Raw genomic sequence first — 26,936 nt, 5'->3', positions numbered from 1 at the left:
GCCACACACGGGGTTGCACTATAAATCATTGCCATATCTTTTTTCTTTGGATTTCCCTCTTTGATTCCTACTCTAAGTCCCATTGCAGCAAATCCTAATGGAGCAGTAACTCCGCCTTTAATCTTCTTTAACATTGTATATCCTCCTTATGGGAACATAGGAACCTGCTTCAGTCCCTCATTCTCTTCTAATCCAAATAATAAATTCATGTTCTGGACAGCCTGACCTGCAGCTCCCTTTATAAGATTATCAAGGGCACCCATCATAATAATTCTGCCTGTTCTTTCATCTATTTTAAAGTTTACGTCAACAAAGTTGCTTCCTTCTACCCACCTTGTTTCAGGGCACACATCTTTATCTAATACTCTTATGAAAAATTCATTTCCATAATACTTGTCATATATTGCCCTGACTTCATCATATGTAACTTTCTTTTTAAGGTTAGCATATGCAGTTACCAAAATTCCTCTCTGCATTGGAACAAGATGAGGTGTAAAGTTAATAATCACTTCTTCACCTGCTGCGTAACTTAACTGTTCCTCTATTTCCGGTGTATGTCTGTGGGTAGTTACCCCATACGCCTTAATATTTTCATTTACTTCACAGAAAAGATTAGGAACCTTAGCTCCTCTTCCGGCTCCTGATGTACCTGACTTTGCATCCACTATAATGGATTTCGGATCAATTAATCCTTCCTTAGCTAACGGATAAATCGAAAGAATACTACAAGTTGTATAACATCCCGGATTGGCAATAAGTCTTGCCCCTTTAACTTTATCTCTGTTTATCTCACAAAGTCCATACACAGCTTCATCAATAAACTGTGGACTCTGGTGCTTTATTCCGTACCATTTTTCATATGTAGCAACATCTTTTATTCTGAAATCTGCACTTAAGTCTATTATCTTAACTTTATTTAAAATTTCTTCGGTAACTAATGAGCCACACAATCCCTGAGGTGTAGCTGTAAATATCACATCAACTTCATCTGCAAGTTTCTCCATATTATCATCGAGGCATTTGGCATCAACTATTTTAAACATATTTCTAAATACGTCTCCGTAGTTTTGATCCACATAGCTTCTTGAACCATACCATATTACTTCTGCTTCCTTATGCTGCTGAATAAGACGTACTATCTCAACTCCCGCATATCCCGTAGCACCAATAATTCCTACTTTAATCATCACAAAACCTCTCTTTTTTATCAATTACTCTGATATGATATTTTAGTCTTTTCATTATTAAAATACAAGTCCAAGCTTCACATCCTGGCATATTATACACCTATCCCAGAAATTATGCAAGTTTTATACACAACTTTCATAAATTATTCATATAATCTTATTTTTTTCTTGATTTTTATGCATCCATGATGTATAGTATCAGATGTTAGAGTTATGTCTTTGATTTAGACATTTAAAATAAGAAAATATATTGGAGGATTTGTAAAATGGCAAAAGAAAAAGTTGTTTTGGCATATTCAGGCGGACTTGATACTACAGCTATCATCCCTTGGTTAAAGGAAAATTATGATTATGACGTTGTTTGCTGTTGTGTAGACTGCGGACAGGGAAATGAATTAGACGGACTTGATGAGAGAGCTAAATATTCAGGTGCAGCTAAATTATACATAGAAGATATTACAGATGAATTCTGTGATGATTACATTGTTCCATGTGTACAGGCAGGTGCAGTTTATGAAAACAAGTATTTACTTGGTACCTCAATGGCAAGACCGGGTATTGCCAAAAAATTAGTTGAAATTGCAAGAAAAGAAGGTGCTGTTGCTATTTGCCACGGTGCTACAGGAAAGGGAAATGACCAGATTCGTTTTGAACTTGCCATTAAAGCATTAGCTCCTGATATTAAAATCATTGCTCCTTGGAGAGATGATAAGTGGACAATGGATTCCCGTGAAGCTGAAATTGAATATTGTAAGGCTCATGGTATTCATCTTCCATTTGGAACAGACCAGAGCTACAGCCGTGACCGTAACCTCTGGCATATCAGCCATGAAGGTCTTGAACTTGAAAATCCGGCTAACGAGCCAAATTATGACCACCTTTTAGTATTAGGTGTTACCCCTGAAAAGGCTCCTGATGAAGGTGAATATGTTACAATGACTTTTGAAAAAGGTGTTCCTACATCAGTCAACGGAAAGCAGATGAAGGTATCTGATATTATACGTGAATTAAACAGACTTGGTGGCAAACATGGTATCGGTATTGTAGATATTGTTGAAAACCGTGTTGTAGGTATGAAGTCCCGTGGTGTTTATGAAACTCCCGGTGGAACAATTCTTATGGAAGCTCATAAACAGCTTGAAGAATTAGTTCTTGACCGTGATACAATGAATGCGAAAAAAGATATGGGCAACAAGATGGCACAGATTGTTTACGAAGGAAAATGGTTTACTCCTCTTCGTGAAGCTGTACAGGCCTTTGTTGAATCAACTCAGGAATATGTTACAGGCGAAGTTAAATTTAAACTTTACAAAGGAAATATTATTAAAGCTGGAACAACTTCTCCATATTCATTATACAGTGAAAGCCTTGCATCATTTACAACAGGTGATTTATACGACCACCACGATGCTGAAGGATTTATCACATTATTCGGTCTTCCTTTGAAAGTCCGTGCAATGAAAATGCAGGAAGTAAAAAATAACAATAAATAATATTTAGGATTCGGTTTGGATTTTCCCATGAAAAACATTCCGTTTTCAAAAAAAAACAGGACTAATCAGTACATAATACCGGTAGTCCTGTTTTTATTATCTTACACTGTATTTTTTTAATCTACATTTTAGTACAGTTTAATAACTAACCATTTCACTATTTAATTTTAAATGATTTTGTTTTTACAAACTTAATTTTGTACTTTCCTTTAGACAAATTCTTTCCAAAGAATTTTTTCCATTTTAATTTTACAGTAATGCTTTTACCACTCCTCGCCACTATCGTTTTACAGAACACTGCTTTCTCACTGAATTTCACTTTTTTCCATTTATTCTTTCCCTGTTTCTTTAAAACAAACAATTCTGAAAAATAGAAATCTTTTTTTTCACTAAAATAATTCTTTCCTGTATTTTATTGAATCTTTTTCTGTAATTTTCCGAATTACCCTGCATGGATTACCTGCTGCAAACACTCCTTCCGGAATATCTCTGGTAACCACACTTCCTGCTCCAATAATGGCACCTTTTCCTATGGTAACGCCACCACACACTGTTACATTTGATGCAAGCCAGCAACCGTCTTCAATATTAATTGGTGCCGCATATTCTTCATCATATGGTGTGCCATCTTCCTTAAACTTAACTTTACGCTCTTCTATTAACATTGGATGAATTGGTGTTGCCAATGTACAGTTAGGCCCCATTAACACATCATTGCCTATAATAACCGGACAGCAATCCAAAACCACCAGATTAAAATTAACAAAACAATTTGTTCCAAAGACAGTATTTACTCCATAATCAAATTGTACCGGTCCCTGAATGGCTGTGCCCTTTCCCATATTGGGCAATAATCCTTTTAGTATCTCCTCTCTTTTTTCCACTTCATCTTCATATGTATCATTATAATCCTTTGACAACTTATGGGCATTTGTACGCTTCATTGCAAGAACCTTATCTGATGAATCATAAATCATGCCTCTAATCATCTTTTCTTCTTCTGTCATCCTAACACTCTCCTACGACTTTATTGAACCACCCCATCCTTAATATGTATGGTTCTGCCACACATCTGTGCGACTCTTTCATCATGAGTTACAATTATAACCGTTTTCCCCTGATTATTCAATTTAAGAAATACTTTCATTATTTCCTCGCCTATTTTGCTGTCTAATGCCCCTGTCGGCTCATCTGCCAAAATTATTTCCGGGTTATTAACTAATGCTCTGGCAATTGCCACCCTCTGCTGCTGACCACCTGATAACTGTCCCGGTTTCTTGTTTTCGTGATTTTTCAATCCAACCTTTTCTAAGATGTCAGAAGAACTTTTATCCATTACTTTTTTACTGATTTTTTCCTTACCCTTTTTGTAAATATTTGAAAATATAAGACTCATTTTTACGTTTTCTTTTGCAGATAATTCTTTTATTAAATTAAAATTCTGAAATACAAAACCTATTTTTTCATTTCTAGCCATTGCCAATTCATTATTGCTTAATTTTGACGCTTCTATCCCGTCCAACATATATTCTCCTGAATAATTATTATCTAATAATCCCAGAACATTAAGCATTGTTGATTTTCCCGAACCTGATGGTCCCATAATGGCTACCATTTCACCCTTTTCAATGTTTATAGAAATATTTTTTAATATTTGTTGTCTGCTTTCTTTTTCTCCAAAGAATTTATTAATATTTTTTAACTCAATTATATTCATTTTACTTGCCTGCTCCTTCGTTTATAAGTTCTACCGGTTCCTGACCTGCAATTTTTCTCATAGGTAGCAACTCACATACAACCATGCATACAATCATAACGAGCAGTGTAATTGCCACATTTTCTAATGTTATTTTAAAGCCCTCAGATGCCATAAAGAATGTTACTGCAAGACTCCCTGCTATAGAGATTACAAAACTAATGAAAAACATAACCATACCTTCCCCTAATGTCATAATAAGCAAATGTTTTTTTGATAATCCCATGGCATAATGAATACCAAATTCCCGTTTTCTTAGCACCAGATTAGACAATATTGTTCCAATTGTTCCTAACAATGACAAAACAATAATTATAATTGCAAATATCATTGTAGCTAAAATAACTGTTTTCTGTTTATTGTAATATTGTTCAATCTGACTTTCCAGGCTAATAAACTGTATGTTTTTTCCTACATTTTCATATTCATCTGATAATCTGTCCTCAATATTCTCCATATCGCTATTTGCCTTGATTAAAACATTATTCTCATAAGCCAAATCAGAAAAATCTGCTATTTTAGGAAATACCATAAAATCTTCTTTATTTTTAATAGTATCCGAAATACATGTGGCATTCCCTGTAAATATATAAGAATTTTTATCTGCAACAGCCACTACCATAATAGTGGCATTATATGTATCCTCATCTATCATATATTCTATGTTATATTTTTCATTAAGCTTATATTTATCCCTTAATGAATAACTAACAATAACAGGAATAACATCATCGTCATTGTAATTTACCAATTTTTCTATGTTGCCATCCTGAAATTTCCACTTTGCCATATTGATAAAATCTTTATTTACCATAATAGCATTGTCAACCATATTATTTTCATCATAAACACTAATATTGTCTAAAATACCGATAGAGACATTTGTATCACTTTTTATTTCGTCATATATGGTGCTGTATTTATCTTTTTGAGTTTTTGGTGGCTCCTTTCCTACAACTTCTCCGTCCTCTTCGTCATCACTTTCATCCTCTGTAACTGACATTTGCACCGTATCTGAATCCATAATTGATTCAATGTTTCTTCTATATTCCAAAACCTGCTGCACCATACAAATACTTAACAGCAAAGAAAAAAATGCAATTGAAAACTGAATTATGTTAAGGACACTTTTTTTCTTATGAATCTTAAAACTTTTCAAAATAATGCTAATCATATTTCCTCCTAATAATATGTAGTGCCCCCTCCCTTCGGTCAGCGGCATTTCGTCGGAAACATCCTAAAAAATGAACTTCGTTCATTTTGTTTCCCCTTCGTAATATGTAGTGCCCCCTCCCTTCGGTCAGCGGCATTTCGTCGGAAACATCCTGAAAAATGAACTTCGTTCATTTTGTTTCCTCCTACTCACATGAAATAACTTCTATTGGGTTAAACATAACACTTTTACGAACTATTAAAAGCGCTGAAATAACCCCACATAATGCGGATACTAATATTGCTAATAAAAGATTTGTAAAGGATAAATTGATATTCACACCATAACTTACAAGCATAGATTTGAAAAGCACATTAATTACAAACTGAATAAACAAAGCTAATATTGCGCCCATTGAAGAAATCATGGTCATTTCCACAACAACCCACTTTATAATGAATCCGTTTAATGCTCCCATTGCTTTCATAATTCCTATTTCTTTTTTTCTTTCCATCATCCAATAATTCATAAGATTAATAATATTAATTATTGCGATAAAAAATACCAGACACGATGCTATGGCTGTAATAGCTATGGAATTGTCTAATGAACTTCCATCTATATTCCTTTCCATTTCCTCATATACTATTTCAACACCATAATTACTTAACTTCTGTTCAATATCACCAAATTCATTAATAAATTCATCTTTTCCATTTTTTAATACCATTATGTAATTATTCTTTTTTTGTGGATTATAAAAATCATTGCCAAATGATGATATGTAGTCTTCAAATTCCATATATATGGCATTATCCCATATTGTTTCTCTGTTTTCCCTTCCGCAAATCCCCCGAACATTATATTTTTTACCATTAATACTCACATTTTTTCCCTTTTTCGACTTCAAAGCATCAGCTGCATCTTTTCCTAAAACAACCTGACCACATTGTCCGTCTAAATAGTTTCCATTAATAATCGGTATATGCCAATCACCCTGATTTTTAGCTTCCACAGGAACAATCTGCAAAACTCCATTATCTGTTTCCACTCCTCCAAGGGATAAAATTTGTATCTCCCCATATTTACCTAATTTCTGAAAAATACTTTTAATTTTCTCAATGTTCAGACCCTCATTAATTTTCATGTCAATATTTAATTGTTTAGAATAATCTCCGGAATTGCAGTCTAATATGTAATTATAATTTTCTTTTACAAGGCTCGCTCCCACCGAAAGAAACAGACTTCCTACAAAAAATCCAATCACCATAAGACTTAATATTATTTTTTTGTGTTTCCATTGCATCATTATATACTTAAACATCATTCAACCTCTAGTGTATACCTGTTACTACTTATAACCGGTATTTCTTTTTCTGTATTTATCACGGCATTGCTTAAATTAGGAATGCATAAAAATTCCATTTCATATTTTCCTGATTTGTCCGGTGCATAAATTTCCATATTCTCTAAATCATCTGAATATGTCATATAATCCTTATTATTTATACTTATCTGATTGCCATTAAGCAGACAAACCAATATATAATCTGTTCCTATTTCATTATTTTTCATATCTATTTTTAACTTAATTTTCTGATTTTTATCTACACTAATTCCTAATGTCTTCTTCATATTCATGCACTTCAAAGATGCTTCTGTATCTAAATCATCATCTAACTCAGAAATCTTTATTTTTTGAGTTTTCACTATTGTTTCCTCACTGGAATTATTTTCGATTATGTAGTGTCTGCATATTGTATTTGTATCACTAACCAGCTCATTTTCATCTGAATAAACATCCGTGTCCTGCCGTAGGACAATAACAACATCGTTTACCTGATACTTAAATGCTTTTTTATCTAATGTAACACTATATTTATTACAGCCCTGAGAAGATAATTCAAATTCATATTTTTGTAATTCCAAATTATCCTTTTTAAAGCTTTTCTGATGATAATTAACTAAAACTGTCATTTCATATTTAACTTTTCTGTCATTATAGTTGTAAATTTCAAAATCTATTTTAATATTATTATCTTTATCTAAAAAATTATCAATGCTATTATTTTTTAGCTCTAACATTCCCTTTAAATTTGAAACTTTCATCCCTGAATGAACACTATACTCCTGTTGAGGTTTTAGACCGTCTATAATCATTTTAGCAGCCACACCACATATTATTATTGTAACAACCATGGAAATTATAAAGATTCTTTTCTTGGACTTACTCATTAATATTCCCCTTCTTATTATTGATTAATCTCCATACCCTGACTTGCAGGGTATGGAGAAACTATAAACTAATATTTAATATTTTTTACTAGCTTTCAACTCAGAATAAATACCATCATGGCTATACCCAGTATGCTTACTTACAAATTTAGTTCCACTAGATTTGTATGTAGGACCTGATATCCAATCTGTTTCAACTCCACCAAATCCACTTTTTAAGCTTTTACTTGAAGATACAGACCTTGTAGTATATCCACTCTTGGATACTGTACATTTAGCGGTTATCTTTTTATAACCGTATGTATCAGAGTATCCCTTAGGTGCACTGTATAATGGATTCTTGGTATATAAAGTTCCTTCTACATACAATGTTGCTGCTCCCACGACCGATGTGAGCATAACGCCACATAAAGCGCCCATTGCAATAACCTTACAAATGCTCTTCTTCATCACACTCGTCTCCTTTCTTACGTATTTTATAAGATGTGTCGACCCCATCTTTACATACATTACATAAAAACACTTTTATTGTCAATGTTTTTTTACTTAATTAATTTTATTTGCATAAAAAAACTTTTACACCAGCACCACACTTTGGCAGCTTTTCAGTTTTACTTTTCCGTCTTCCATATCCAGGTCTTCCATATTATTAAGTATTACCCGGTACTTTCTATTCTCAAGCTCTAACACTTTGTCCTGCTTTCCAAAATTAGCTAAAACTACAATCTCACCGCTTTCATTTACACGTTTGTATGCAAATATTTTATCCTCATTTTCAAAAATAGGCTCTGTTATTCCATAAGTTAGAAGTTCCCTGTACTCATCAGATTTTCTAAGAGCAATTAATTTTCTGTAGTAGTTAAGCAGGGAATCTTCCCTGTTTTCCTGGTCTGAAACATTAATGTCTTTGTAATTAGGATTTACCTTAAGCCACGGTTTTCCATTAGTAAAACCTGCATTTTCTCCATCACTCCACTGCATTGGAGTCCTTGCATTATCTCTGCTATGCTCGTAACATCCCTTTAATGCCAATTCCTTTGATACTCCTGCCTGTACAGCCATATTGTACTGGTTAATGGTACTTATATCATCGTATTCCTCAATTCCTTTCATAGGGCAGTTAGTCATTCCTATTTCCTGTCCCTGATAAATAAAAGGTATTCCTCTTAAAAGAAGATTTACCGTGGCAAGCATTTTTTTGCCCGTTTCATTTTGGGCATAGGATGGAATATACCTGCTTGCTCCTCTTGGCTCATCATGGTTTTCAATAATATTAGCCATAAACCCAACATCTTCACACTCTCTTTGAGAATGAAAAATAACCCTTCTGTAATCCTCAAATGTTATTTCCGGTGCATCGTACCAGCCATGTCCTCCAAAAGCCAAACACTCAGCAGAGAAATCAAACATTGTGGAAAAATGTCCATTGTCCCCAATAAATTCCCTAATTTCATCTTTTCTCATATTAAACACTTCAGCTACTGTAAATGCATCATGCTTTTCAAAAGTATTTTTCTTCAAATCTTCCAGCATATCACCTATTCCCGGCACTTTTTCCGCTGCAACACCTGCATGAACAAATCCGTCATCTCCATCTGCCGGCAGACTCTTAAATTGCAAATCTTTTCTTATATTAATAATTGCATCTATTCTAAAACCGGCTAGTCCCTTATCAAGCCACCAGTTAATCATCGAATATAACTCTTCTTTTACCTTTGGATTGTACCAGTTCAAATCCGGCTGTTCCTTGGCAAACAGGTGCAGATAATAGTAATCTGTTCCCTTAACCTTTTCCCATGCACTTCCTCCAAAATAGGAACGGTAATTACACGGTGGCTGACCGTTTTTCCCTTTCCTAAAATAAAAATAATCTCCATACTCTCCTTCAATATCCTGCAATGCCTTTTTAAACCATACATGCTGGTCTGAACAATGATTTATAACCAAATCCATCAAAATGCCAATGTTTCTTTTTTTTGCTTCAGCAATCAGTTCTTCAAAATCCTCCATTGTTCCGAAACGTTCATCTATTTTATAATAATCTGAAATATCGTATCCCTGATCAACTAAAGGTGACTGATATATAGGTGAAATCCATATAATATCAATTCCTAAATTCTTTAAATAATCAAGCTTATTGATAATTCCCCGTATATCTCCGATTCCATCACCATTTGTATCCATAAAACTTTTAGGATAAATCTGATATGCTACCTTGTCATGCCACCACTTCTTTTCCATAAAAACTGCCCTTTCTTCTGTTATTTTTTCTAATAAGTTAATTATATTTCTCCTATTAATAATGTCAATACCGCTTTATTGTTTATAATTACCGTGGTTTCATTTTTCTTATTGCTTTCTTTGTTTACAGTGAACAAAATTTATAGTAAAATATTACTAATTGTGGGCATTTAACTTGCTAATTAAATTGTCCCTATATTAACTTAACTGATTATTTTTACTGGAGGTATTATGAAAACTGTTGAAGTTGTGGTTCCATGCTATAACGAAGAAGCAATGCTTAATATGTTCTACGTGGAATCCGAAAAAATATATAAAACAATAGATGGATATTCGTTTAGTTATATTTTTGTCAATGACGGTAGCCGGGATAAGACTTATCCCATACTGAAGGATTTAGCCGGAAAACATGATAATGTAAAATTTATTTCATTTTCACGTAATTTCGGTAAGGAAGCAGCCATGTATGCCGGGCTTTGCAACACTACTGCTGACTATGTAATTGTAATGGATGCAGATTTACAGCACCCGCCGGCTTTGGTTCCTGAGATGATAAAGCAGATTGAGGCAGGTTATGACTGCTGCGCTGCCCTTAGGACAAGCAGAAAAGGAGAATCTAAAATCAAAAGTTTCTTCTCCGGAATGTTTTACAAATTCAGCAACAGATTTACTGATGTGCAACTGGTACAAAATGCCGTTGATTTCAGAATAATGAGCAGACAAATGGTAGATAACATAGTGAAGTTATCAGAAGTGCAGCGTTTCTCAAAGGGTATTTTTGAATGGGTTGGTTTTGAAACCAGCTGGATACCTTATGAAAATGTGGAACGTATCGCAGGCGAAACCAAATGGAGTTTTAAAAGTCTGTTTAAGTATGCCATAACCGGTATTACTTCTTTTTCCATAACACCATTAAGATTTCTTACGTGTTTTGGTCTTGTAATATCCGTTGTTGCATTTTTGCTTATAGTATTTACCCTTATTAGAAAGTTAGCCTTTGGAATAGACGTTTCAGGTTATGCTTCACTGCTTATTGCTGTGTTGTTCTTAGGGGGAATTATCGAATTGTCCTTAGGTATTCTCGGTGAATATATTGCCAATATATATTTAGAAGCAAAAGACAGACCTATATACATTATTCAGGATACAAATATTAAAGAATCAAAATAAAACCATTAATAAGGAAGGAGATAAATAATGGAACGTAAGGGAGACTCTAAATTTTCATTTAGTACATGGTTAAAAGATAACTGGCTGTATTTCTTAGCTTTTCTTTTGCCGGTACTGTCAATGTTAATTGTTTATTTTTTCAAAGATATCGCACCTTTTGGCGATCAAATGTATTTAAGAAGTGACTGTTACCATCAGTACACACCATATCTGCAGATTTTGCAGGACAAGTTAAGAGGAGGCGGAAGCTTATTTTATACCTGGGAAATCGGTGCCGGTATGAACTTTGTGGCTATAGCCGCCTACTATTTATCAAGTCCTTTTAATCTTTTAACTATTTTATGGCCGGGTAACATGGCTGACTATGTTAGTTTCTTTATAATAGTAAAAATGGGACTTGCAGGTTTTTCAGCTACTTACTATCTTGTAAAAAGATTTAAGACAAAGCATGTTCCTGCTGTTATTTTCGGTATGGTATACGCACTTTCATCTTATTTTGCAGCATTTAGCTGGAACATTATGTGGCTAGACTGTATGTGGCTTTTACCATTTATCATTTTAGGTCTGGACAGACTTGTTACTGAAAGAAAATACAAAATGTACTGTATAGCCCTTGCTCTTGGCATCTTTTCTAACTACTATATTGGAATTATGCTTTGTATTTACAGTGTAATTTATTTTGTATATTTAATCTGCGTATCAGATTTTGATGAAGAAATCGGTAATGTTAAAGGAAGATTATTAGCATTTAAGGATTTTGCAATATACTCCGTTTTAGGTGGCGGGCTTGCTGCCTGCGTAATTTTACCTGAGTATTTTAACCTACTTACAACTAAATCAGCAGATACATCTTTCCCTGATGCCATAGAAGAATATTTTTCCATTCTCTATATGCTTTTCAGGTCTCTTATTTGTATCCCTGTAGCAGACTTAAAGTATCCACATGACCCTAACATTTATTGTACAGTTGCAGTATTTGTTTTAATTCCTCTTTTCTGGTTATGTAAAAAAATCAGCGTTAAAGAGCGTGTTGGAAAAACTGTAATTGCCGTAATTATGCTGTTAAGCTTTAATATTAACATACCTAACTATATCTGGCATGGATTCCATTTTCCAAACAGTCTTCCATGTAGGGAATCTTTCTTATACATTTTCCTTATAGTTACTATGGCATATGAAGCTTTCTTACACATAAAGGAATCTAAGGCCTCCCAGATTATCGGTGCAATGGGTGGTGCCTTAGGACTTATACTTGTCCTTCAGGAATTATTTAAAAACACATCATTCTTTAGCGATTTGGCTGTAGAAACTAATATAAGAAAAATAATATATTTCAGTATGTTGTTTATTGTTATATATGTGATTCTGTATTTCTGTTACAGAAGAAAATCAGATATGAAGGCATTTTTCATTTATCTGCTGGTACTTACTACATTCTGTGAGCTTACCCTTAACTTATGCGTTACAGGTATGGCAAGCACATCCTCAAGGTCTGCATATTACGAAAGTACACAGGCTCATAAACAGTTAAATGAAACAGCTAAAAATAAAGCAGAAAGTGAAGGAGTTAAATTCTACAGAACAGAATCTGCTTCACATTCCACAAGAAATGATGGTGCAAGATTTGATTACGACAGTATTTCAACCTTCTCATCAGTAGCATCAGCTGCTATGCAGGATTATTATAATCAGCTTGGTATGCAGACATCATTTAATGCATATTCATATTACGGACATACACCACTTACTGCTGCTATGTTCTCTGTTAAATATGAATTTACTGACAATACACCTTCTCTTCCAACTAACATGACAGAGATTGGAAGTCAGACATATTCAACAGGCAATAATGCAGCCTCAACTGTTCATTTATATGAGTACAATAATACTCTTCCTCTTGGATTTATGGTAAATATGAGCACTGAGGCAAACTGGAATAAAGAGACGGGAAATCCATTTACAACACAGAACAGTTTTGTAAAAACTGCAATTGATAGTGATGCTAATATTTTCCATCAATTACAGACAACTGACACTGTTGGAACATTTACTGCTAAATATCAGTTAGAGGAAGATGATAATTACAAACCATCAGGAGATGCTGCAACATACGATGTTTACTTCTACTGTGTAACTTCTTCTGAAACTCTTACTGTGAATATTACTAATGGAAGCATAACAGATGACAATTCTACAACAAAGACATTCTCATCTACTAACCAGAATTACATTTGCCATGTTGGTAACGTATCTGCCGGCTCCACTATAACAGTAACAGCCAGCGACGGACAGGCTTTAACCACATGTTATGCATATGCTTTTGATAATGATGCATGGGAAACAGCTTATAAGCTTTTAAACAAAAATCCTTATACTGTTGAATCCTATTCTGATACAATGATTACCGGTAAGGTTACAGCTAAGAAACAGGGCATTATGTACACTTCTATTCCATATGATAAAGGATGGAATGTATATGTTGATGGTGTAAAATCAAAGACTACATCTATTTGTTCAGGAGCTCTTACAGGTGTTCTTGTAGAAGCAGGCACTCACGAAATTACCTTTAAATATACTCCTAAAGGATTAGTTCCGGGTATTGTTATTACAATTATTTGTCTTTTAATTTTCCTTGGAATAATCTATAAAGACAATATTATAAACTTAATTTCTAACAAATCAAAGAATAACAAGGTTACTTCTAAGAAGTAACACAATCATAAAAAATAGCGACTGCTAATTAATGCAGCCGCTATTTTTTATGGGATTAAATCCGTATCAGATAGGGTTTACTTATTTAAAATTTTCTTTAAATCCTCCTCCGGTGTAGTTATTGGAGATATATTATAATTATCCACTAATACTTTAAGCACATTTGGTGATATAAAAGCCGGCAATGTGGGGCCTAAATATATATCCTTTATTCCTAAATAAAGCAAAGTTAAAAGAATACATACTGCCTTTTGTTCGTACCAGGACAGCACCATAGACAATGGCAACTGATTAACTTCACACTGGAAAGCCTCTGCTAATGCTGTTGCCACCTTAATGGCAGAATAAGCATCATTGCACTGCCCCATATCCATTATTCTTGGAAGTCCCTCTATATCTTCTAAATCTAAGTCGTTGAATCTATACTTTCCACAAGCCAATGTTAAAATAATAGAATCCTTTGGAGTCTGCTTTACAAAATCCGTGTAATAGTTTCTTCCTACCCTGGCACCATCACAACCGCCAACTAAGAAGAAATGACTGATTTTTCCCGTCTTTACGCCATCAATTACTTTATCTGCTACTGACAACACTGTTCCATGGGCAAATCCTGTTGTCACATACTCCCCACCGTTAATACCTGTAAGCTTTTTATCCTCTTCATATCCTCCAAGTTCTAAAGCTTTATTAATTACCGGTGTAAAATCCTTATCCTCACCTATATGCACCATTTCCGGATAAGATACAACCTCTGTAGTAAATACCCTGTCGCTATAGCTTTCCTTAACAGGCATAAGGCAATTAGTTGTAAACAACACAGGACCTTTAATATTGTCAAATTCTTTTTGCTGGTTCTGCCATGCAGTTCCAAAATTTCCCTTTAAATGGCTGTATTTTTTAAGCTCCGGATAACCATGTGCCGGAAGCATTTCTCCGTGAGTATAGATATTTATACCTTTATCTTCTGTTTGTTTTAGCAACAATTCCAAATCCTTTAAATCATGACCTGATATTACAATAAATGGCCCTTTCTCAATAGTAAGTGGCACCTTAGTAGGTGTTGGAGTACCATAAGCGTCTGTATTTGCTCTATCTAATAATTCCATGCACTTTAAATTAACTTCTCCCACCTTAAGAACTGTTTCAAGTAACTTGTCGCTACTTAAGTCATAGCTTATAACTGATAATGCCCTGTAGAAAAATTCATTCACTTCACTATCTTCATATCCTAACACTAAGCCATGATATGCATAGGCAGCCATTCCTCTTATTCCAAACAAAATAAGAGATTTAAGGGAACAAATATCCTCGTCACTATTCCAAAGTTCATCCATGTTGTAATCATCTGTATTGTCACATCTTGAAATACACGCTACACATCCCGGTGCAATTCTTTCCTTTTCCCTATGAACTTTTTCTATCATTTCCTCTAATGTATTATCATTAAAATTTACATTAGTAACTGTGGTAAACAAACCTTCAATAATAATTCTGTCAGTATTTTCTGTCTTTTGGTTGCTCCCACAAGCCTTTGCTAACCCAATCAGGGCTCCTGTAAGTTTGTCCTGTAAATTAGCTGTATTTGCTGTTTTACCACAAACCCCTACATTTTTTGTACATCCGCTGCATCCCGCAGTCTGCTCACACTGAAAACAAAACATTTTCCATTCTCCTCTCTTGAATTTACAATGAAATTATATTAGAATGGCAATAATTAATCGGTGGTTATAACCACAGAAATGAGGAATTATGAAAAAAAACATAATGAAAATTTTGGGAAATTTGGAAATGCCGGTTTTCAAAAACATAGATAATGAAGATTTAGTATACCTTAAATCTATTAATGCTTTCCGCATTGAGAAATATAAAAGAAATAATATAATTTTTCACACCGGAGAAATAATTCATGAAATAGGAATTGTAATTAGTGGAAATGTTATTATAGAAAATAATGATTTATGGGGAAATAAAACCATCTTAAGTATTGTTACATCGGGGCAGGTCTTTGGTGAGTCATACGCCTATAGCCATTTACCTTTAATGGTAAATACCGTAGCCGCAGACTCTGCCACTATTTTATTTTTCGACTTAAATATCCTTGACAATCCCATATATTCTAACTGTTCATGGCAGGACAAAATTATTAGAAATCTTTTAAGAATCGCCACAAGAAAGAATATTATTTTATCAAACAGAAGCTTTTGCACTGCTCCAAAAACCATTCGCGGAAGGCTATCTATATACTTTTCAGGTCAGTCTACCATTAATAATAGTAATGAATTTGATATTCCCTTTAACAGGCAGCAAATGGCTGACTTTTTAAACTTAGACAGAAGTGCCTTATCAAAGGAGCTTTGCAAAATGCGTAATGAAGGATTAATTGATTTTAACAAAAATCACTTCATAATTTATAATATAGATAATTAATCTACAGGCTTGGAAGCTCTATTTTCTTCCATTGTTTATCATTGAACTGATTTTTAGACCCGTCTATAAATTTACTGTATTGTTCATTAAAAACTGCTTCCTTTGCCTTTTCAACCATATCCTTTTTATTCTCTGTTGTCTTGTCCTTAATATAATTGTTGACACAGTACACCAGATAATAGCTGTCTCCATCTTCTATAATATCACTGATTTTTCCCTTTGTAAGGTTGAATGCTTCCGTTTCATACTTAAGAGTAGCCTCACTCTTCTTTATGTCTTTTTCCACTGTGCTATCAACGCTATACTGCTTTGCTTCACGGGAAAACTCCTGATAGCCCCCTTCAACCACACTTTTTACTTCATTTAATGTAGATTTAATTTTTGAAACCTTTGTTTTAGATGAATCCATTTTTATGTATTGAATTTTAATAACTCTTGCGTCTTCCTCGCTAATGTCATCTCCTACATGTTCAGTAATACCTGAATATACTTTTTCAGCCAATTTGTATTTTTCGCACAAATTCTCCACATCAGCTTCTTTTGCATCGGTATAATCCTTTTCTGAATCTGTCATAGCCTTATAATACTGTGATGCCTGCTTACTCACCTCAGTTTTTTCAGTATCTGAAAGGGTAACATTATTCTTCTTTGCCATAGCTGCCAATGCATATTTAACAGTTATACTCTCTTTTACCTTGTCCTTTACAAACTCCTCTAATGTCTTATGGTCACTTATTTTATTTTTCCAGTCAACACTGCCACCAAAATCCTTTGCGTATTGTTTTGCAGTATCAAGAAGACAAATCATATACTCTGACTTGCTGCAAACTAACTCATCTATTTTAAACATCTGATTTGACTTAAGTCCTGTAATATTTCCAATTATCGGTGTATTATCACCTATACTGCATCCGGTAAAATTAAGTACCGAACATGCCATAACCAGACTTATAGCCATACATTTTATTCCAATCTGTTTTTTTCTCATTATATCCTCCAGATTACATTCTCATTACATCTTCTAAAATAGTATTTACATTTTCAGTAATATGCTTAGCCGCTCTTTTAACCTCGGCATCAGACCATTGCATTGCATAACTGTAAAAACAATGCTCAAACATATCTATATCACTATATCCACCGCCAAAAATCACTGTATCTTCCTGAGATATATTAAATACATGCTGTAAAAGGGCAATTGCCATTCCCTTTGTAACATATTCTCCGGTTATATACATTTGTTCAGGACTTGAAATGGAAACATGAGCCTTACCTGCCCATTTATTATAAAAATATTCATATGTTTCCCCATCAAATCCATCTCTGGCACAAATTGTTATTTTATTTACATCTCCGTTAAGCTCTTTAGTGTCTCTTATGTACTCCGGCTCAACTCCCATGTTTTTAAGATAATTAATAAAATCAATATCATGGGTGTTAGTCATTGCCCCCCGTTCATCTGAAAACAGCAGTTTAAAACGCCTTATAAATTTATCATTTTTTTCAATTTCAGACACAACTTCCATACATACTAACCTGTCAATAGGTGTCTTGCTAATCACCTTGTCCTGATAAATCACCACACCACCGTCATTACATATATAAACAATGTCATTTTTTACATTCCCAAATAAAGGCTTAACTGCATCATAATTTCTGCCTGTTGCCACGGCAAACTTGACACCATTGGCATTAAGTTCAGATATTAATTCAATTGTTCTATCATCAATTTTGTTCTTATTTTCATATAATAACGTATTCTCTAATCCGCAAACTATAAAATTAATCATTACTGCCTCCTGCTGAGTAATTTTATACATTATTTCTTTATAGACTTAACCTTTGATTTATTTCCATAAATCACCTGTCCTGACGCTTTTTTATAAGCAGCAACCTTATAATAATATGTTTTGCCGCCCTTTACTTTCTTATTGGTATATGTAAATCTCTTATTTCCATATACCTTACCTACCTGTACATATTCTCCTGTCTTTTTATTACTCCTGTATATTTTATATCCACCGGCTCCATCTATTCTCTTCCATGTTAGCTTAACACTGCTTCCTACTGATTTAATGGATGTAATGGAAACTCTTGAAGGTATCGGTATTGCATTAACAGCTTCTGAAACGGCACTTTTTACTTTTGTTCCGTTTACAGCCAGTCTATATGCCTTAACCTTATATGAATATTCTGTTCCTGTAGTAAGTCCACTGTCTGTATATGAAGATACCGGACTTTCTATTATTTTTTTCAATGTATACTGACCTTTAGAATTTCTTCTATAAACTATATATCCTGCAACCCCTTCTTCTTTCTGCCATGATAATTTAACAGAATTATAATTAGCTGAAGCTGCTTTAGCTACAGGTCTTTTAGGCTTTGCAACTGTAGTGGTACCACCTACTTTAACTGATACGGCACTCATACTTCCTGAGCCTAAAAATGCCCTTATTGTAACACTTCCTGCTTTAACACCTGTTACATTTCCTGAATTATTAACAGTTGCTATTGCCGGATTATCTGACATATAGTATATTGTTTCGCCTTTACTTACACTAACCGGTAATTTACATTTGCTTCCCACTGCTACACTATATTCGTCAGATAAACTTACATAGGTTGCTGCTAAATATCCCGAATAACTTTTACCGTTTTTTACAAGGGATACCTTATACCAGTAAGGATTACTAAGCCATGCTGTACCATAAGACACTTTTGTCATACAACCACCTGATACTGACACCTTATCTCCCTTAGATAAAGTAATTACCTTAGCTGAATTAGTTCCCGGTTTTTTTCTTAAGTTTACTGAAGCAATTGTTTCCCCTGACTTTGAGGAAGCTCCCAATCTTACTGTACTGTTTTCTCCCGGCATATTTTTAAAATACGGAATAACAAAGGTCTTTGCAAGAGAAGCTATTCCCAAATCATTGTATGCCTCTGAAGTATATGCTGCCTCTGATGCTGCACCGTAAACATTTGTCATGTACTGGTGAGTATATAATGCATACTTTGAACTTTTGTTTACATTAAATCGCTGATAATATGTAGTGTTCTGTCCACAATTTATGTACTTTTCACCTATATACGATGCACCACCTATAATGGATTTTCCCGGCTTAGTCCAAGGTCTGTTATAAGTTTTATCCTTTCTGTTACTTGCCCATGCCAATCCGTTTGCTATAGGATTAGCACTGGAATAAGCTCCTATATTGTAGAAATTATATATTCCGGTGTATGTCTTTGAATACTGACCTGATACACTTCCACTGGCTCCCATTCCTGCATATTTTGCGTTCTTTTTTGTTCCTACTTCCTGAAGGATTCTTGATGCAATATAATATGCACTTACATCAGCTTTTTTTGCAGCTTCTAATATCTTACTGGAAAAAAGTGTATTGCTTGCCTTATATTTTCCTGCTGTAGTTATGTAACCAATATTAGTTTTATACATAAAAGAACCATCTAATATGGCCTCAACACCTGCCTGGGTCTGAGTAGCACTATCATAGGACAACTGCTCAAACATATATATATGTTCAGCATCTAAAAAATTCCTTGGATCCATGAAATACGCAATGGCATTTTTTGAAGCCGAAACCCAGTTTCCTCCATCTTTAGGAATATATTTACCTGTTGATGCATTGTAATCTCCCGAAGCATTTGACTTAAGGAATTTACTGTAGGCATTTTCAATAAGACTTTTATTATCCTTGTATTCTTCTGAAACTGCCGTATCAAAATATATTCCTGTATTATAAGGTACAAATTTCCACTTTGGATATTTGCTATGTAATGCACGAAGGTACGGCTTATAGCTATCCGGAAATTTACTTATACTTTTTTCAAATGCCGTAGCTGCACTTACAGTTTCACTTTCCGCTTCAAAAGTCGTACACAAAGTAGCAACCATAGCAACTACCATGATTATGGAAATAACAATATTTAATAATCTATTCTTATGTACTCTCATAATACCTCTCTAACTGTCCTAACTAAAAGACACTTACTAGCGTCTTACTTTTACTCCCTTGGTTCCTCGTTTTCCAATTTTTAACTTTCTCAAATCCACCTGTTTTCCTTTATATTCTACCACTTCATTATCGCCTACATCAAGAAGGTAAACATTGGAAACATAATCATTTACATTAAGTTTTATACCTTTAACGCCTAATGTGGATTTTTTCATTTCAGGGACTTCCTTAATTGGAAATCTTAAGAATATGCCTTCCTCTGTCTGTATCACAAGAATTTCTCTTGTGTATCTAAGCTCAGTTTCCACAGGCACATCCACCATATTGTCCATCTGACCAAATTCCATCTGCTCGTAATCTAATGATTCAAAGTCATCTGAACCACCTGAAAGCATAACAGGCATTTCAAAGTCATCCGGTACCGCTTCTCTTTCTGATACTCTTGTAATCTTTACAGACACAAGCTCATCATCTTTTCCAAGTTTTGTGGCAGCCATTGTCTTTCTGTTAGTTTCAAATTCACTTCCATCTACTAACTTAATCATTCCAAGTTTTGTGGTAAATAATAGCTTTTTGTCTTTTATCATATTAGAGGACATTAAAGCAACAATGCTTTCTCCCTCACTGCTGTAATTTCCCAGATTGTCAATAGGTACACCTTTTTCCCTGACTTTTTTAGTTGGAATTTTTGCTACCTTAATCTGATGAACATTTCCATTATCCGTAAAAATACAAATCGTATCAGTGTTCATACAGTTAAAATAATATTTGTTATCTGTAGTTACTGACTCCCTGTTTCTGTCAAATGCTGCCGGATCAAGTAATTTGGCATAACCGAACTTGTCCTGAACAAAAACTACTTCCTGCTCTACAAAGGCATTTTCATCAAAAACAGCTTCCCTTCCATCTTCAATTAATGTACGTCTCTCAACGTCATATTCCTTCTTAATTTTTTGAAGATCCTTTTTGATAGTCTTAGTCATTACCTTTCTGCTACCAAGAATATCCTCATATTCACCGATTTTATTGACCAACTCTTCATATTCCTTCTGGAGAGCCATAATTTCAAGACCAATAAGTTTTGATAATCTAAGGTCTAAAATAGCCTGAGCCTGTCTTTCGGTAAAGCATAAATTTCCTGCAAGTATTTCAGATTCCGGATGCTTAAATTTAATCCCCTCTGTTTTTCCCGTAACAAGACATTCCTTAACCTGCTTCTGGCTTTGGCATCCTCTTATTATTTCTATTATTAAATCAATAATATTAGTTGCCTTTATAAGACCTTCCTTAATTTCCTTCTGCTCTAATGCCTTATTAAGTAATGTAGTATACTTTCTTGTAGCCAAATCATACTGGAAATCCACATTGTACTTTATAATGCTTCTAAGTCCCATTACTTCAGGTCTTCCATCGGCAATGGCTAGCATATTCACACCAAAGGTGTCCTCTAACTTAGTTTTTTTGTACAGCATGTTTTTTAATTTTTCAACATCTGCACCTTTTTTCAGTTCAAGGATAATTCTCATGCCGTTTTTGTCAGAGGCATTGGAAATATCCACTATATCCGTTGTCTTTTTTGTTTCAACTAAATCAATAACATCTGATATAAACTTGCTGATTCCTGTTCCAATCATGGTATATGGAATTTCCGTTACCACAAGTCTGTCTTTTTCCCTGCCTTTTCCTTTTTCATAAACAAGCTTTCCACGTAATTTTAATTTACCTACACCTGTTTTATAAATGTCTAAAAGGTCTGACTTATTAGCTACAATGCCCCCTGTTGGGAAATCAGGTCCCGGCATTATATTTAAAAGCTGTTCAGTGGTAATATCATTATTATCCATATAGGCAATAACTGCATCAATAACTTCCCCTAAATTATGGGTAGGAATGTTAGTTGCCATACCTACTGCAATACCCTCGGCACCATTTACCAAAAGGTTTGGAACTCTTACAGGTAAAACCACCGGTTCCTTCTCTGTTTCATCAAAGTTTGGCATAAAATCAACAACGTCTTTATCAAGGTCAGCTAAATACACATCCTGTGTAAACTTCTTTAGCTTTGCCTCTGTGTAACGCATTGCCGCAGCGCCGTCTCCTTCTATGGAGCCGAAATTACCATGACCGTCTACTAACGCCATGCCTTTTTTAAAATCCTGAGCCAAAACTACAAGAGTTTCGTATATGGAGCTGTCACCATGAGGATGATATTTCCCCATGGTATCACCTACTATACGTGCTGACTTTCTGTGAGGCTTATCATAATTTAACCCCAGCTCATCCATGGCATAAAGCACACGTCTTTGTACCGGCTTTAGTCCGTCTCTGGCATCCGGAAGGGCTCTTGCACAAATTACACTCATTGCATAATCAATGTAGCTTTTCTGCATTATTTCCGAATACTCTGTTTTTATTATCTGTTCAGCCATAATATCTCCTAAATATCCAATTCTGCATCAGTGGCATGGGTATAAATAAATTCACGTCTTGGTGCAACTTCACTTCCCATAAGCATACTTGTAATATCGCTTGCCATTTTTGCATCTTCTATTTCAACCTGTTTTAATATTCTCGTTTCAGGATTAAGTGTGGTATCCCAAAGCTGGTCTGCATCCATTTCACCTAAACCTTTATATCTTTGCAATGTAAATCCCTTATGATTCTTTCTGTATTTTTCCAATGCCTTGTCATCATATAAATATTCGCCTTCACCCTTTTTAGGCACTACCTTATAAAGAGGTGGTGTTGCCAGATAAACATGTCCGTGGGTAATAAGTTCCGGCATAAATCTATAGAAAAATGTAAGCAAAAGAGTATCAATATGTGCCCCGTCAACGTCGGCATCAGTCATAATGATAATCTTGTTAAATCTAAGCTTGTCTATGTCAAAATCATTTCCATAGCCTTCCGAAAATCCACAGCCAAAGGCATTTATCATAGTTTTAATTTCAGCATTTGCCAAAACCTTGTCCATTGTAGCCTTTTCAACGTTCAGGATTTTTCCTCTTATAGGCATAATTGCCTGAGTTCTTCTGTTTCTGGCACTTTTTGCAGAGCCTCCGGCGGAATCACCCTCCACTATAAATATTTCACATTCCTCCGGCTTTCTGCTTTCACAGTTAGATAATTTTCCGTTGCTGTCAATGGAGAACTTGCTTTTTGTTAAAAGATTTGTTTTGGTTCTCTCCTCTGCCTTTCTGATTTTGGCAGACTTTTCCGCACAGGAAATAACATTTTTCAAAGTTTCTAAATTCTTGTCAAAGAACAATGTAAGCTGTTCCCCTGTAATGTTTTTTGTAACCTTTTCTGCATCAGGATTGTCCAGCTTTGTTTTGGTCTGTCCTTCAAATCTAGGGTCAGGATGTTTTACTGCCACAACAGCCACCAAGCCGTTTCTTACATCAGCTCCCGTAAAATTATTATCCTTTTCCTTTAATATTCCCAGCTCCCTTGCATACTGATTAATAGTGGAAGTTAAAACTGACTTAAACCCTGTAATGTGAGTTCCACCTTCCTGAGTATAAATGTTATTACAAAATCCTGAGATATTCTCCGTAAATTCATTTATATACTGAAAAGCCACTTCTACCTCGATTCCGTCTGACTCTTTTTTGAAATAAATAATATCAGTAACCTTTTCCTTATCTTTATTCATGTCACTGATAAATGCCTTTATACCGTCAGCCTCGTGGAAAGTTACTGTTTCTTCTTCCCCTACCCTTTTGTTTTCAAAAACAATGGTAAGTTCCGGATTTAAGTATGCTGTTTCATGTAATCTGCTTTTTATGGCATCCGCCTTAAAATATATTTTTTCAAAAATTTCTCCGTCAGGGAAAAATCTTACAGTTGTTCCTGTGTCATTTTTTCTACAGGTTCCTACCTGCTTTAAATCGTAACTGATTTTTCCTTGTTCATAACGTTGGTTATATATTTTACCATCACGCTTTACATCTACCTCTAACCAAAGGGAAAGTGCATTAACTACTGATGAACCAACACCATGAAGTCCACCGGATATTTTGTAGTTTCCGTCTCCAAACTTACCTCCCGCATGAAGGGTGGTAAATACAACTTCTACCGCCGGTCTTCCTGTCTGCTCGTTTAAGTCAACAGGTATACCTCTTCCGTTGTCCACAATAGTTGCAGAGCCGTCTTTTTCCAATGTGACCTTTATTTCGGAACAATAGTCTGCTAAATGCTCATCTACCGAATTATCCACTATTTCATAAATAAGGTGGTTAAGTCCCTTTGTTCCAACACTTCCTATATACATTCCCGGTCTTTTTCTTACCGGATCTAATCCCTCTAAAACGGAAATACTATTTCCATCATAATTATTTGATGCCATGATTTCTCCTGTTTAAATTTATTTTTTTATGTCCTTCATGTTAAAAAATCCACTTCCAAAATGTTTTCTTAAAAGATAATCTTTATCCTCAAAGTGAGCAAAATCGTTTAATCTTTCAATGTGGAATGTACCCATTTTTTCATCATATAAAATATGTGAAATACTACAGTTCTCTATTTGTCTGCCAATAGTAAGCCAGTTTTTGTAATCTGCACCTATAATTCCTGTAATTAATGCTCTTAAAACCCCTCCATGGGTAACTACGCAAACATTCTTATAAGGCTCTTTTATTAAATCCTTCAATGCTTCAAAGGAACGCTCAAATACCATCCGGCAGTTTTCACCACCATCAGGGTATGGCATATCCTCTATCATCTTTGCCCGATTTTCAAGATAGTCTCCGTATTTTTCCTTCATTTCTTCATTAGACAATCCTGTCATTCCGCCGAAATCAGCTTCCTGCCATCTCTCATCAATAAATCTCGGCTTGTTCAGATGAGAATTAATAATATCAGCAGTTTCCTTAGCCCTAATAAGCTGACTTGAATAAACAGCATCTATATCATATTTTTCTAATCTTTTTCCAAGCAAATCTGCCTGCTCTCTTCCTTCCTTTGACAGCTCCACATCTACATTACAAAGCCTGCTATTCTGTCTTCCGTGTCTAATTAAATATATATTCATGTTACTGCCTCACATAATAAAATCAGTTTTTATGGTATCTTCTATAAATACATAATCATGCCTGGACCTAATTTCTCATTAGGTCTGGCTGTAAATCCACATTTTTTATAAAATTCTTCTCTGCCCTTTGCACACATTAAATCAAGCATAATTTCCGTGTCCTGAAATTTAATATCCTTTGCGAATTTAACCAGCCTGTCTATAATCATTCTTCCAACACCTTTTTTCTGGTATGATGGAATAACTATTAAATCCTGAATATAGCAGATAACAGCTCCGTCTCCCACTATTCTTCCCATTCCTACAGGCTTATGGTTATCATATGCCACAACTGTGATAAGACTATTATTTATGGCACATTGTGCCTGTTCATTGGATAATTTTTTCCAGCCTACTTCCTGTCTCAATTTTAAATATGTATCCAAATCCAATTCATTTTCTTTTAAAATCATCTTTTAATTATTATCCTCAGTTCCTGATAAAATTTATAAGTCTTAGTATCTTGAATCAACTGTATACTGAGCCCACTTTAACTTTTATATTCTACTATATCCCACACATTTCTTCAAGTTTTCCCGGAAAACTTCTGACTGTTAATATTTTTAATGCTAATTTTTCAAAAAATTAACTGTTATTGTAATTTATATAAAGCTAATAATATTAATGGGTGATTTTTATGAAAGATTTTATTAAGACAAATTTTGAATTAATTTATAGAATAACATTTATTATTGTAAGTTTTATTGGGATAATTATACATTTTGATATAAATGATAAAAACTACAATACACACGAATTTAGTTTTTTTACCATTCAAAGTAATATATTCTGTCTCGTGGTTATGTGCCTTTTGCTTATTAAACATTTTTCAAAAAAAGATGAGCGTACAAGGCTTATGATGTATTTTAAGGGTATGGGGCTTTCCTGCATAATCTGCACTTTTTTAGTGTATCATTTTGCGGAATGCCGCGTTGTATATCCAATATATGTTAAAGGACTTTTCAGTATTCCGTTAGAAAGCCTTCTGGCTCATTACGTGTCCCCCCTTATGTATGTCCTTGACTGGATTTTATTCCAGCCTAAAGGATATTTTAAGTTTTACCATATTTTTACTTGGCTTGCCTTTCCTCTTTTTTATATTTTATGCTTTATAACAAGATGCTGCTGCAATGCCCCATCAGCATTTCTTTCGGTGCCTAAATATCCTTACTTTTTTCTTGACTATGAAACTATCGGTTACTTTAAATGCCTTTCCTATATATTGGTTTTAATGGGAATTTTGTTAGCCATAAATGCCTTTATTGTTGCTGCTGACTATCTTATGTACAGATTTTCCAACAAAAAATCCCATTAACTGTTATTTTGTGGTACACTTTTACTATCACTGATATTTAAAATAACATATAGGGAGGATATAAGAAATGTCAACTTTCATTAAAAATTTAAGGCATAAACTTTTGTTTGCAGCATTCATTATTTTATGTCTTGCTTCATTTAAGGGTGTGTCTGTATATGCAGATACCCTGCCAGAGGATTACACACCAATTATAACC

At 34.4% G+C, this 26,936-nt stretch carries 21 protein-coding genes and 1 pseudogene; 5 read left to right on the top strand and 17 right to left on the bottom strand.

All coding sequences use genetic code 11. The features are described from left to right. Positions 1 to 146: 146 nt before the first annotated feature. Positions 147 to 1,187: an N-acetyl-gamma-glutamyl-phosphate reductase gene (gene argC / locus Q5O73_RS04465; protein ID WP_021953799.1), complete on the bottom strand. Its 1,041-nt coding sequence runs from the start codon at positions 1,185 to 1,187 to the stop codon at positions 147 to 149. Positions 1,188 to 1,453: 266 nt separating this feature from the next. Between argC and Q5O73_RS04460 the strand changes: the two genes are divergently transcribed. Then, on the top strand, positions 1,454 to 2,680 hold the full coding sequence (locus Q5O73_RS04460) for an argininosuccinate synthase (protein WP_021953798.1): 1,227 nt from the start codon (positions 1,454 to 1,456) through the stop codon (positions 2,678 to 2,680). A 157-nt stretch (positions 2,681 to 2,837) separates the two neighbouring features. Here Q5O73_RS04460 and Q5O73_RS10645 read toward each other — a convergent pair. From Q5O73_RS10645 to Q5O73_RS04425, 8 genes and pseudogenes are all read right to left on the bottom strand, one after another. After that, positions 2,838 to 3,053: pseudogene (locus Q5O73_RS10645) on the bottom strand (immunoglobulin-like domain-containing protein); the annotation flags it as partial. A 16-nt stretch (positions 3,054 to 3,069) separates the two neighbouring features. Continuing rightward, positions 3,070 to 3,687, bottom strand: coding sequence for a sugar O-acetyltransferase (locus Q5O73_RS04455; RefSeq protein WP_021953792.1), 618 nt, complete (start codon positions 3,685 to 3,687; stop codon positions 3,070 to 3,072). Between the two features lie 20 nt (positions 3,688 to 3,707). After that, entirely contained in the window at positions 3,708 to 4,397 is a 690-nt protein-coding gene (locus Q5O73_RS04450; RefSeq protein ID WP_021953791.1) for an ABC transporter ATP-binding protein, read from the bottom strand. A gap of 1 nt (position 4,398) precedes the next feature. Next, positions 4,399 to 5,610 carry an ABC transporter permease gene (locus tag Q5O73_RS04445; protein WP_021953790.1) on the bottom strand — a complete coding sequence of 404 codons (1,212 nt, stop codon included), beginning with the start codon at positions 5,608 to 5,610 and terminating at the stop codon, positions 4,399 to 4,401. 184 nt (positions 5,611 to 5,794) lie between these two features. Further along, complete coding sequence (locus tag Q5O73_RS04440; protein ID WP_021953789.1) at positions 5,795 to 6,913, bottom strand: ABC transporter permease; 1,119 nt, start codon at positions 6,911 to 6,913, stop codon at positions 5,795 to 5,797. Continuing rightward, complete coding sequence (locus Q5O73_RS04435) at positions 6,913 to 7,824, bottom strand: hypothetical protein (RefSeq protein ID WP_021953788.1); 912 nt, start codon at positions 7,822 to 7,824, stop codon at positions 6,913 to 6,915. Before Q5O73_RS04435 ends, Q5O73_RS04440 begins: the two co-directional genes overlap by 1 nt. A gap of 75 nt (positions 7,825 to 7,899) precedes the next feature. Further along, positions 7,900 to 8,274, bottom strand: a complete 375-nt coding sequence (locus Q5O73_RS04430) for a hypothetical protein (protein ID WP_021953787.1) — start codon at positions 8,272 to 8,274, stop codon at positions 7,900 to 7,902. A gap of 126 nt (positions 8,275 to 8,400) precedes the next feature. Further along, complete coding sequence (locus tag Q5O73_RS04425) at positions 8,401 to 10,065, bottom strand: alpha-glucosidase (protein ID WP_186840456.1); 1,665 nt, start codon at positions 10,063 to 10,065, stop codon at positions 8,401 to 8,403. Between the two features lie 231 nt (positions 10,066 to 10,296). Here Q5O73_RS04425 and Q5O73_RS04420 point away from each other — a divergent pair, with 231 nt between their 5' ends. Both Q5O73_RS04420 and Q5O73_RS04415 read left to right on the top strand, forming a co-directional pair. Further along, positions 10,297 to 11,235: a glycosyltransferase family 2 protein gene (locus Q5O73_RS04420; RefSeq protein ID WP_186840455.1), complete on the top strand. Its 939-nt coding sequence runs from the start codon at positions 10,297 to 10,299 to the stop codon at positions 11,233 to 11,235. Between the two features lie 27 nt (positions 11,236 to 11,262). Beyond that, positions 11,263 to 13,947 (top strand): YfhO family protein, encoded by a 2,685-nt coding sequence (locus Q5O73_RS04415; protein ID WP_302669112.1) that lies wholly within the window; start codon positions 11,263 to 11,265, stop codon positions 13,945 to 13,947. A 77-nt stretch (positions 13,948 to 14,024) separates the two neighbouring features. Here Q5O73_RS04415 and hcp read toward each other — a convergent pair whose 3' ends face one another. Then, a complete protein-coding gene (hcp, locus tag Q5O73_RS04410) occupies positions 14,025 to 15,608 on the bottom strand; it encodes a hydroxylamine reductase (RefSeq protein ID WP_186840453.1) in 1,584 nt (527 codons plus the stop codon). Positions 15,609 to 15,696: 88 nt separating this feature from the next. Here hcp and Q5O73_RS04405 point away from each other — a divergent pair, with 88 nt between their 5' ends. After that, positions 15,697 to 16,374: a Crp/Fnr family transcriptional regulator gene (locus Q5O73_RS04405; protein WP_021953782.1), complete on the top strand. Its 678-nt coding sequence runs from the start codon at positions 15,697 to 15,699 to the stop codon at positions 16,372 to 16,374. A 1-nt stretch (position 16,375) separates the two neighbouring features. Here Q5O73_RS04405 and Q5O73_RS04400 read toward each other — a convergent pair whose 3' ends face one another. The 7 genes from Q5O73_RS04400 to Q5O73_RS04370 are packed head-to-tail and all read right to left on the bottom strand — an operon-like array spanning position 16,376 to position 25,835. Next, on the bottom strand, positions 16,376 to 17,362 hold the full coding sequence (locus tag Q5O73_RS04400; protein WP_302669111.1) for a peptidylprolyl isomerase: 987 nt from the start codon (positions 17,360 to 17,362) through the stop codon (positions 16,376 to 16,378). A 13-nt stretch (positions 17,363 to 17,375) separates the two neighbouring features. Next, positions 17,376 to 18,164, bottom strand: coding sequence for a Cof-type HAD-IIB family hydrolase (locus Q5O73_RS04395; protein WP_186840452.1), 789 nt, complete (start codon positions 18,162 to 18,164; stop codon positions 17,376 to 17,378). Between the two features lie 29 nt (positions 18,165 to 18,193). After that, positions 18,194 to 20,350 (bottom strand): fibronectin type III domain-containing protein, encoded by a 2,157-nt coding sequence (locus tag Q5O73_RS04390; protein ID WP_021953779.1) that lies wholly within the window; start codon positions 20,348 to 20,350, stop codon positions 18,194 to 18,196. Between the two features lie 36 nt (positions 20,351 to 20,386). Continuing rightward, a complete protein-coding gene (locus tag Q5O73_RS04385; protein ID WP_302669110.1) occupies positions 20,387 to 22,780 on the bottom strand; it encodes a DNA topoisomerase (ATP-hydrolyzing) subunit A in 2,394 nt (797 codons plus the stop codon). Between the two features lie 8 nt (positions 22,781 to 22,788). Further along, positions 22,789 to 24,699, bottom strand: coding sequence for a type IIA DNA topoisomerase subunit B (locus Q5O73_RS04380; protein ID WP_302669109.1), 1,911 nt, complete (start codon positions 24,697 to 24,699; stop codon positions 22,789 to 22,791). 18 nt (positions 24,700 to 24,717) lie between these two features. After that, complete coding sequence (locus Q5O73_RS04375) at positions 24,718 to 25,383, bottom strand: histidine phosphatase family protein (RefSeq protein WP_186840450.1); 666 nt, start codon at positions 25,381 to 25,383, stop codon at positions 24,718 to 24,720. Between the two features lie 41 nt (positions 25,384 to 25,424). Beyond that, the gene (locus tag Q5O73_RS04370; RefSeq protein ID WP_118589373.1) at positions 25,425 to 25,835 is read right to left on the bottom strand and encodes a GNAT family N-acetyltransferase; all 411 of its coding nucleotides are present in this window, start codon (positions 25,833 to 25,835) and stop codon (positions 25,425 to 25,427) included. Positions 25,836 to 26,059: 224 nt separating this feature from the next. On the opposite strand from Q5O73_RS04370, the gene Q5O73_RS04365 reads away from it, so the two are divergent. Next, complete coding sequence (locus tag Q5O73_RS04365; RefSeq protein ID WP_021953774.1) at positions 26,060 to 26,737, top strand: Pr6Pr family membrane protein; 678 nt, start codon at positions 26,060 to 26,062, stop codon at positions 26,735 to 26,737. Positions 26,738 to 26,936: the final 199 nt, after the last annotated feature.

Source organism: Eubacterium sp. AF15-50, assembly GCF_934835595.1.
Classification (GTDB): Bacteria; Bacillota; Clostridia; order Lachnospirales; family Lachnospiraceae; genus Eubacterium_G; species Eubacterium_G segne.
Note: the sequence above shows the minus strand (reverse complement) of the source record. Positions and strands in the feature narration are given on the sequence as shown.

Bases quoted from the DNA above. Each gene is read 5' to 3' on its own strand.
- argC (WP_021953799.1), bottom strand. From the start codon at position 1,187: ATGATTAAAGTAGGAATTATTGGTGCTACGGGATATGCGGGAGTTGAG.
- Q5O73_RS04460 (WP_021953798.1), top strand. From the start codon at position 1,454: ATGGCAAAAGAAAAAGTTGTTTTGGCATATTCAGGCGGACTTGATACT.
- Q5O73_RS04455 (WP_021953792.1), bottom strand. From the start codon at position 3,687: ATGACAGAAGAAGAAAAGATGATTAGAGGCATGATTTATGATTCATCA.
- Q5O73_RS04450 (WP_021953791.1), bottom strand. From the start codon at position 4,397: ATGAATATAATTGAGTTAAAAAATATTAATAAATTCTTTGGAGAAAAA.
- Q5O73_RS04445 (WP_021953790.1), bottom strand. From the start codon at position 5,610: ATGATTAGCATTATTTTGAAAAGTTTTAAGATTCATAAGAAAAAAAGT.
- Q5O73_RS04440 (WP_021953789.1), bottom strand. From the start codon at position 6,913: ATGTTTAAGTATATAATGATGCAATGGAAACACAAAAAAATAATATTA.
- Q5O73_RS04435 (WP_021953788.1), bottom strand. From the start codon at position 7,824: ATGAGTAAGTCCAAGAAAAGAATCTTTATAATTTCCATGGTTGTTACA.
- Q5O73_RS04430 (WP_021953787.1), bottom strand. From the start codon at position 8,274: ATGAAGAAGAGCATTTGTAAGGTTATTGCAATGGGCGCTTTATGTGGC.
- Q5O73_RS04425 (WP_186840456.1), bottom strand. From the start codon at position 10,065: ATGGAAAAGAAGTGGTGGCATGACAAGGTAGCATATCAGATTTATCCT.
- Q5O73_RS04420 (WP_186840455.1), top strand. From the start codon at position 10,297: ATGAAAACTGTTGAAGTTGTGGTTCCATGCTATAACGAAGAAGCAATG.
- Q5O73_RS04415 (WP_302669112.1), top strand. From the start codon at position 11,263: ATGGAACGTAAGGGAGACTCTAAATTTTCATTTAGTACATGGTTAAAA.
- hcp (WP_186840453.1), bottom strand. From the start codon at position 15,608: ATGTTTTGTTTTCAGTGTGAGCAGACTGCGGGATGCAGCGGATGTACA.
- Q5O73_RS04405 (WP_021953782.1), top strand. From the start codon at position 15,697: ATGAAAAAAAACATAATGAAAATTTTGGGAAATTTGGAAATGCCGGTT.
- Q5O73_RS04400 (WP_302669111.1), bottom strand. From the start codon at position 17,362: ATGAGAAAAAAACAGATTGGAATAAAATGTATGGCTATAAGTCTGGTT.
- Q5O73_RS04395 (WP_186840452.1), bottom strand. From the start codon at position 18,164: ATGATTAATTTTATAGTTTGCGGATTAGAGAATACGTTATTATATGAA.
- Q5O73_RS04390 (WP_021953779.1), bottom strand. From the start codon at position 20,350: ATGAGAGTACATAAGAATAGATTATTAAATATTGTTATTTCCATAATC.
- Q5O73_RS04385 (WP_302669110.1), bottom strand. From the start codon at position 22,780: ATGGCTGAACAGATAATAAAAACAGAGTATTCGGAAATAATGCAGAAA.
- Q5O73_RS04380 (WP_302669109.1), bottom strand. From the start codon at position 24,699: ATGGCATCAAATAATTATGATGGAAATAGTATTTCCGTTTTAGAGGGA.
- Q5O73_RS04375 (WP_186840450.1), bottom strand. From the start codon at position 25,383: ATGAATATATATTTAATTAGACACGGAAGACAGAATAGCAGGCTTTGT.
- Q5O73_RS04370 (WP_118589373.1), bottom strand. From the start codon at position 25,835: ATGATTTTAAAAGAAAATGAATTGGATTTGGATACATATTTAAAATTG.
- Q5O73_RS04365 (WP_021953774.1), top strand. From the start codon at position 26,060: ATGAAAGATTTTATTAAGACAAATTTTGAATTAATTTATAGAATAACA.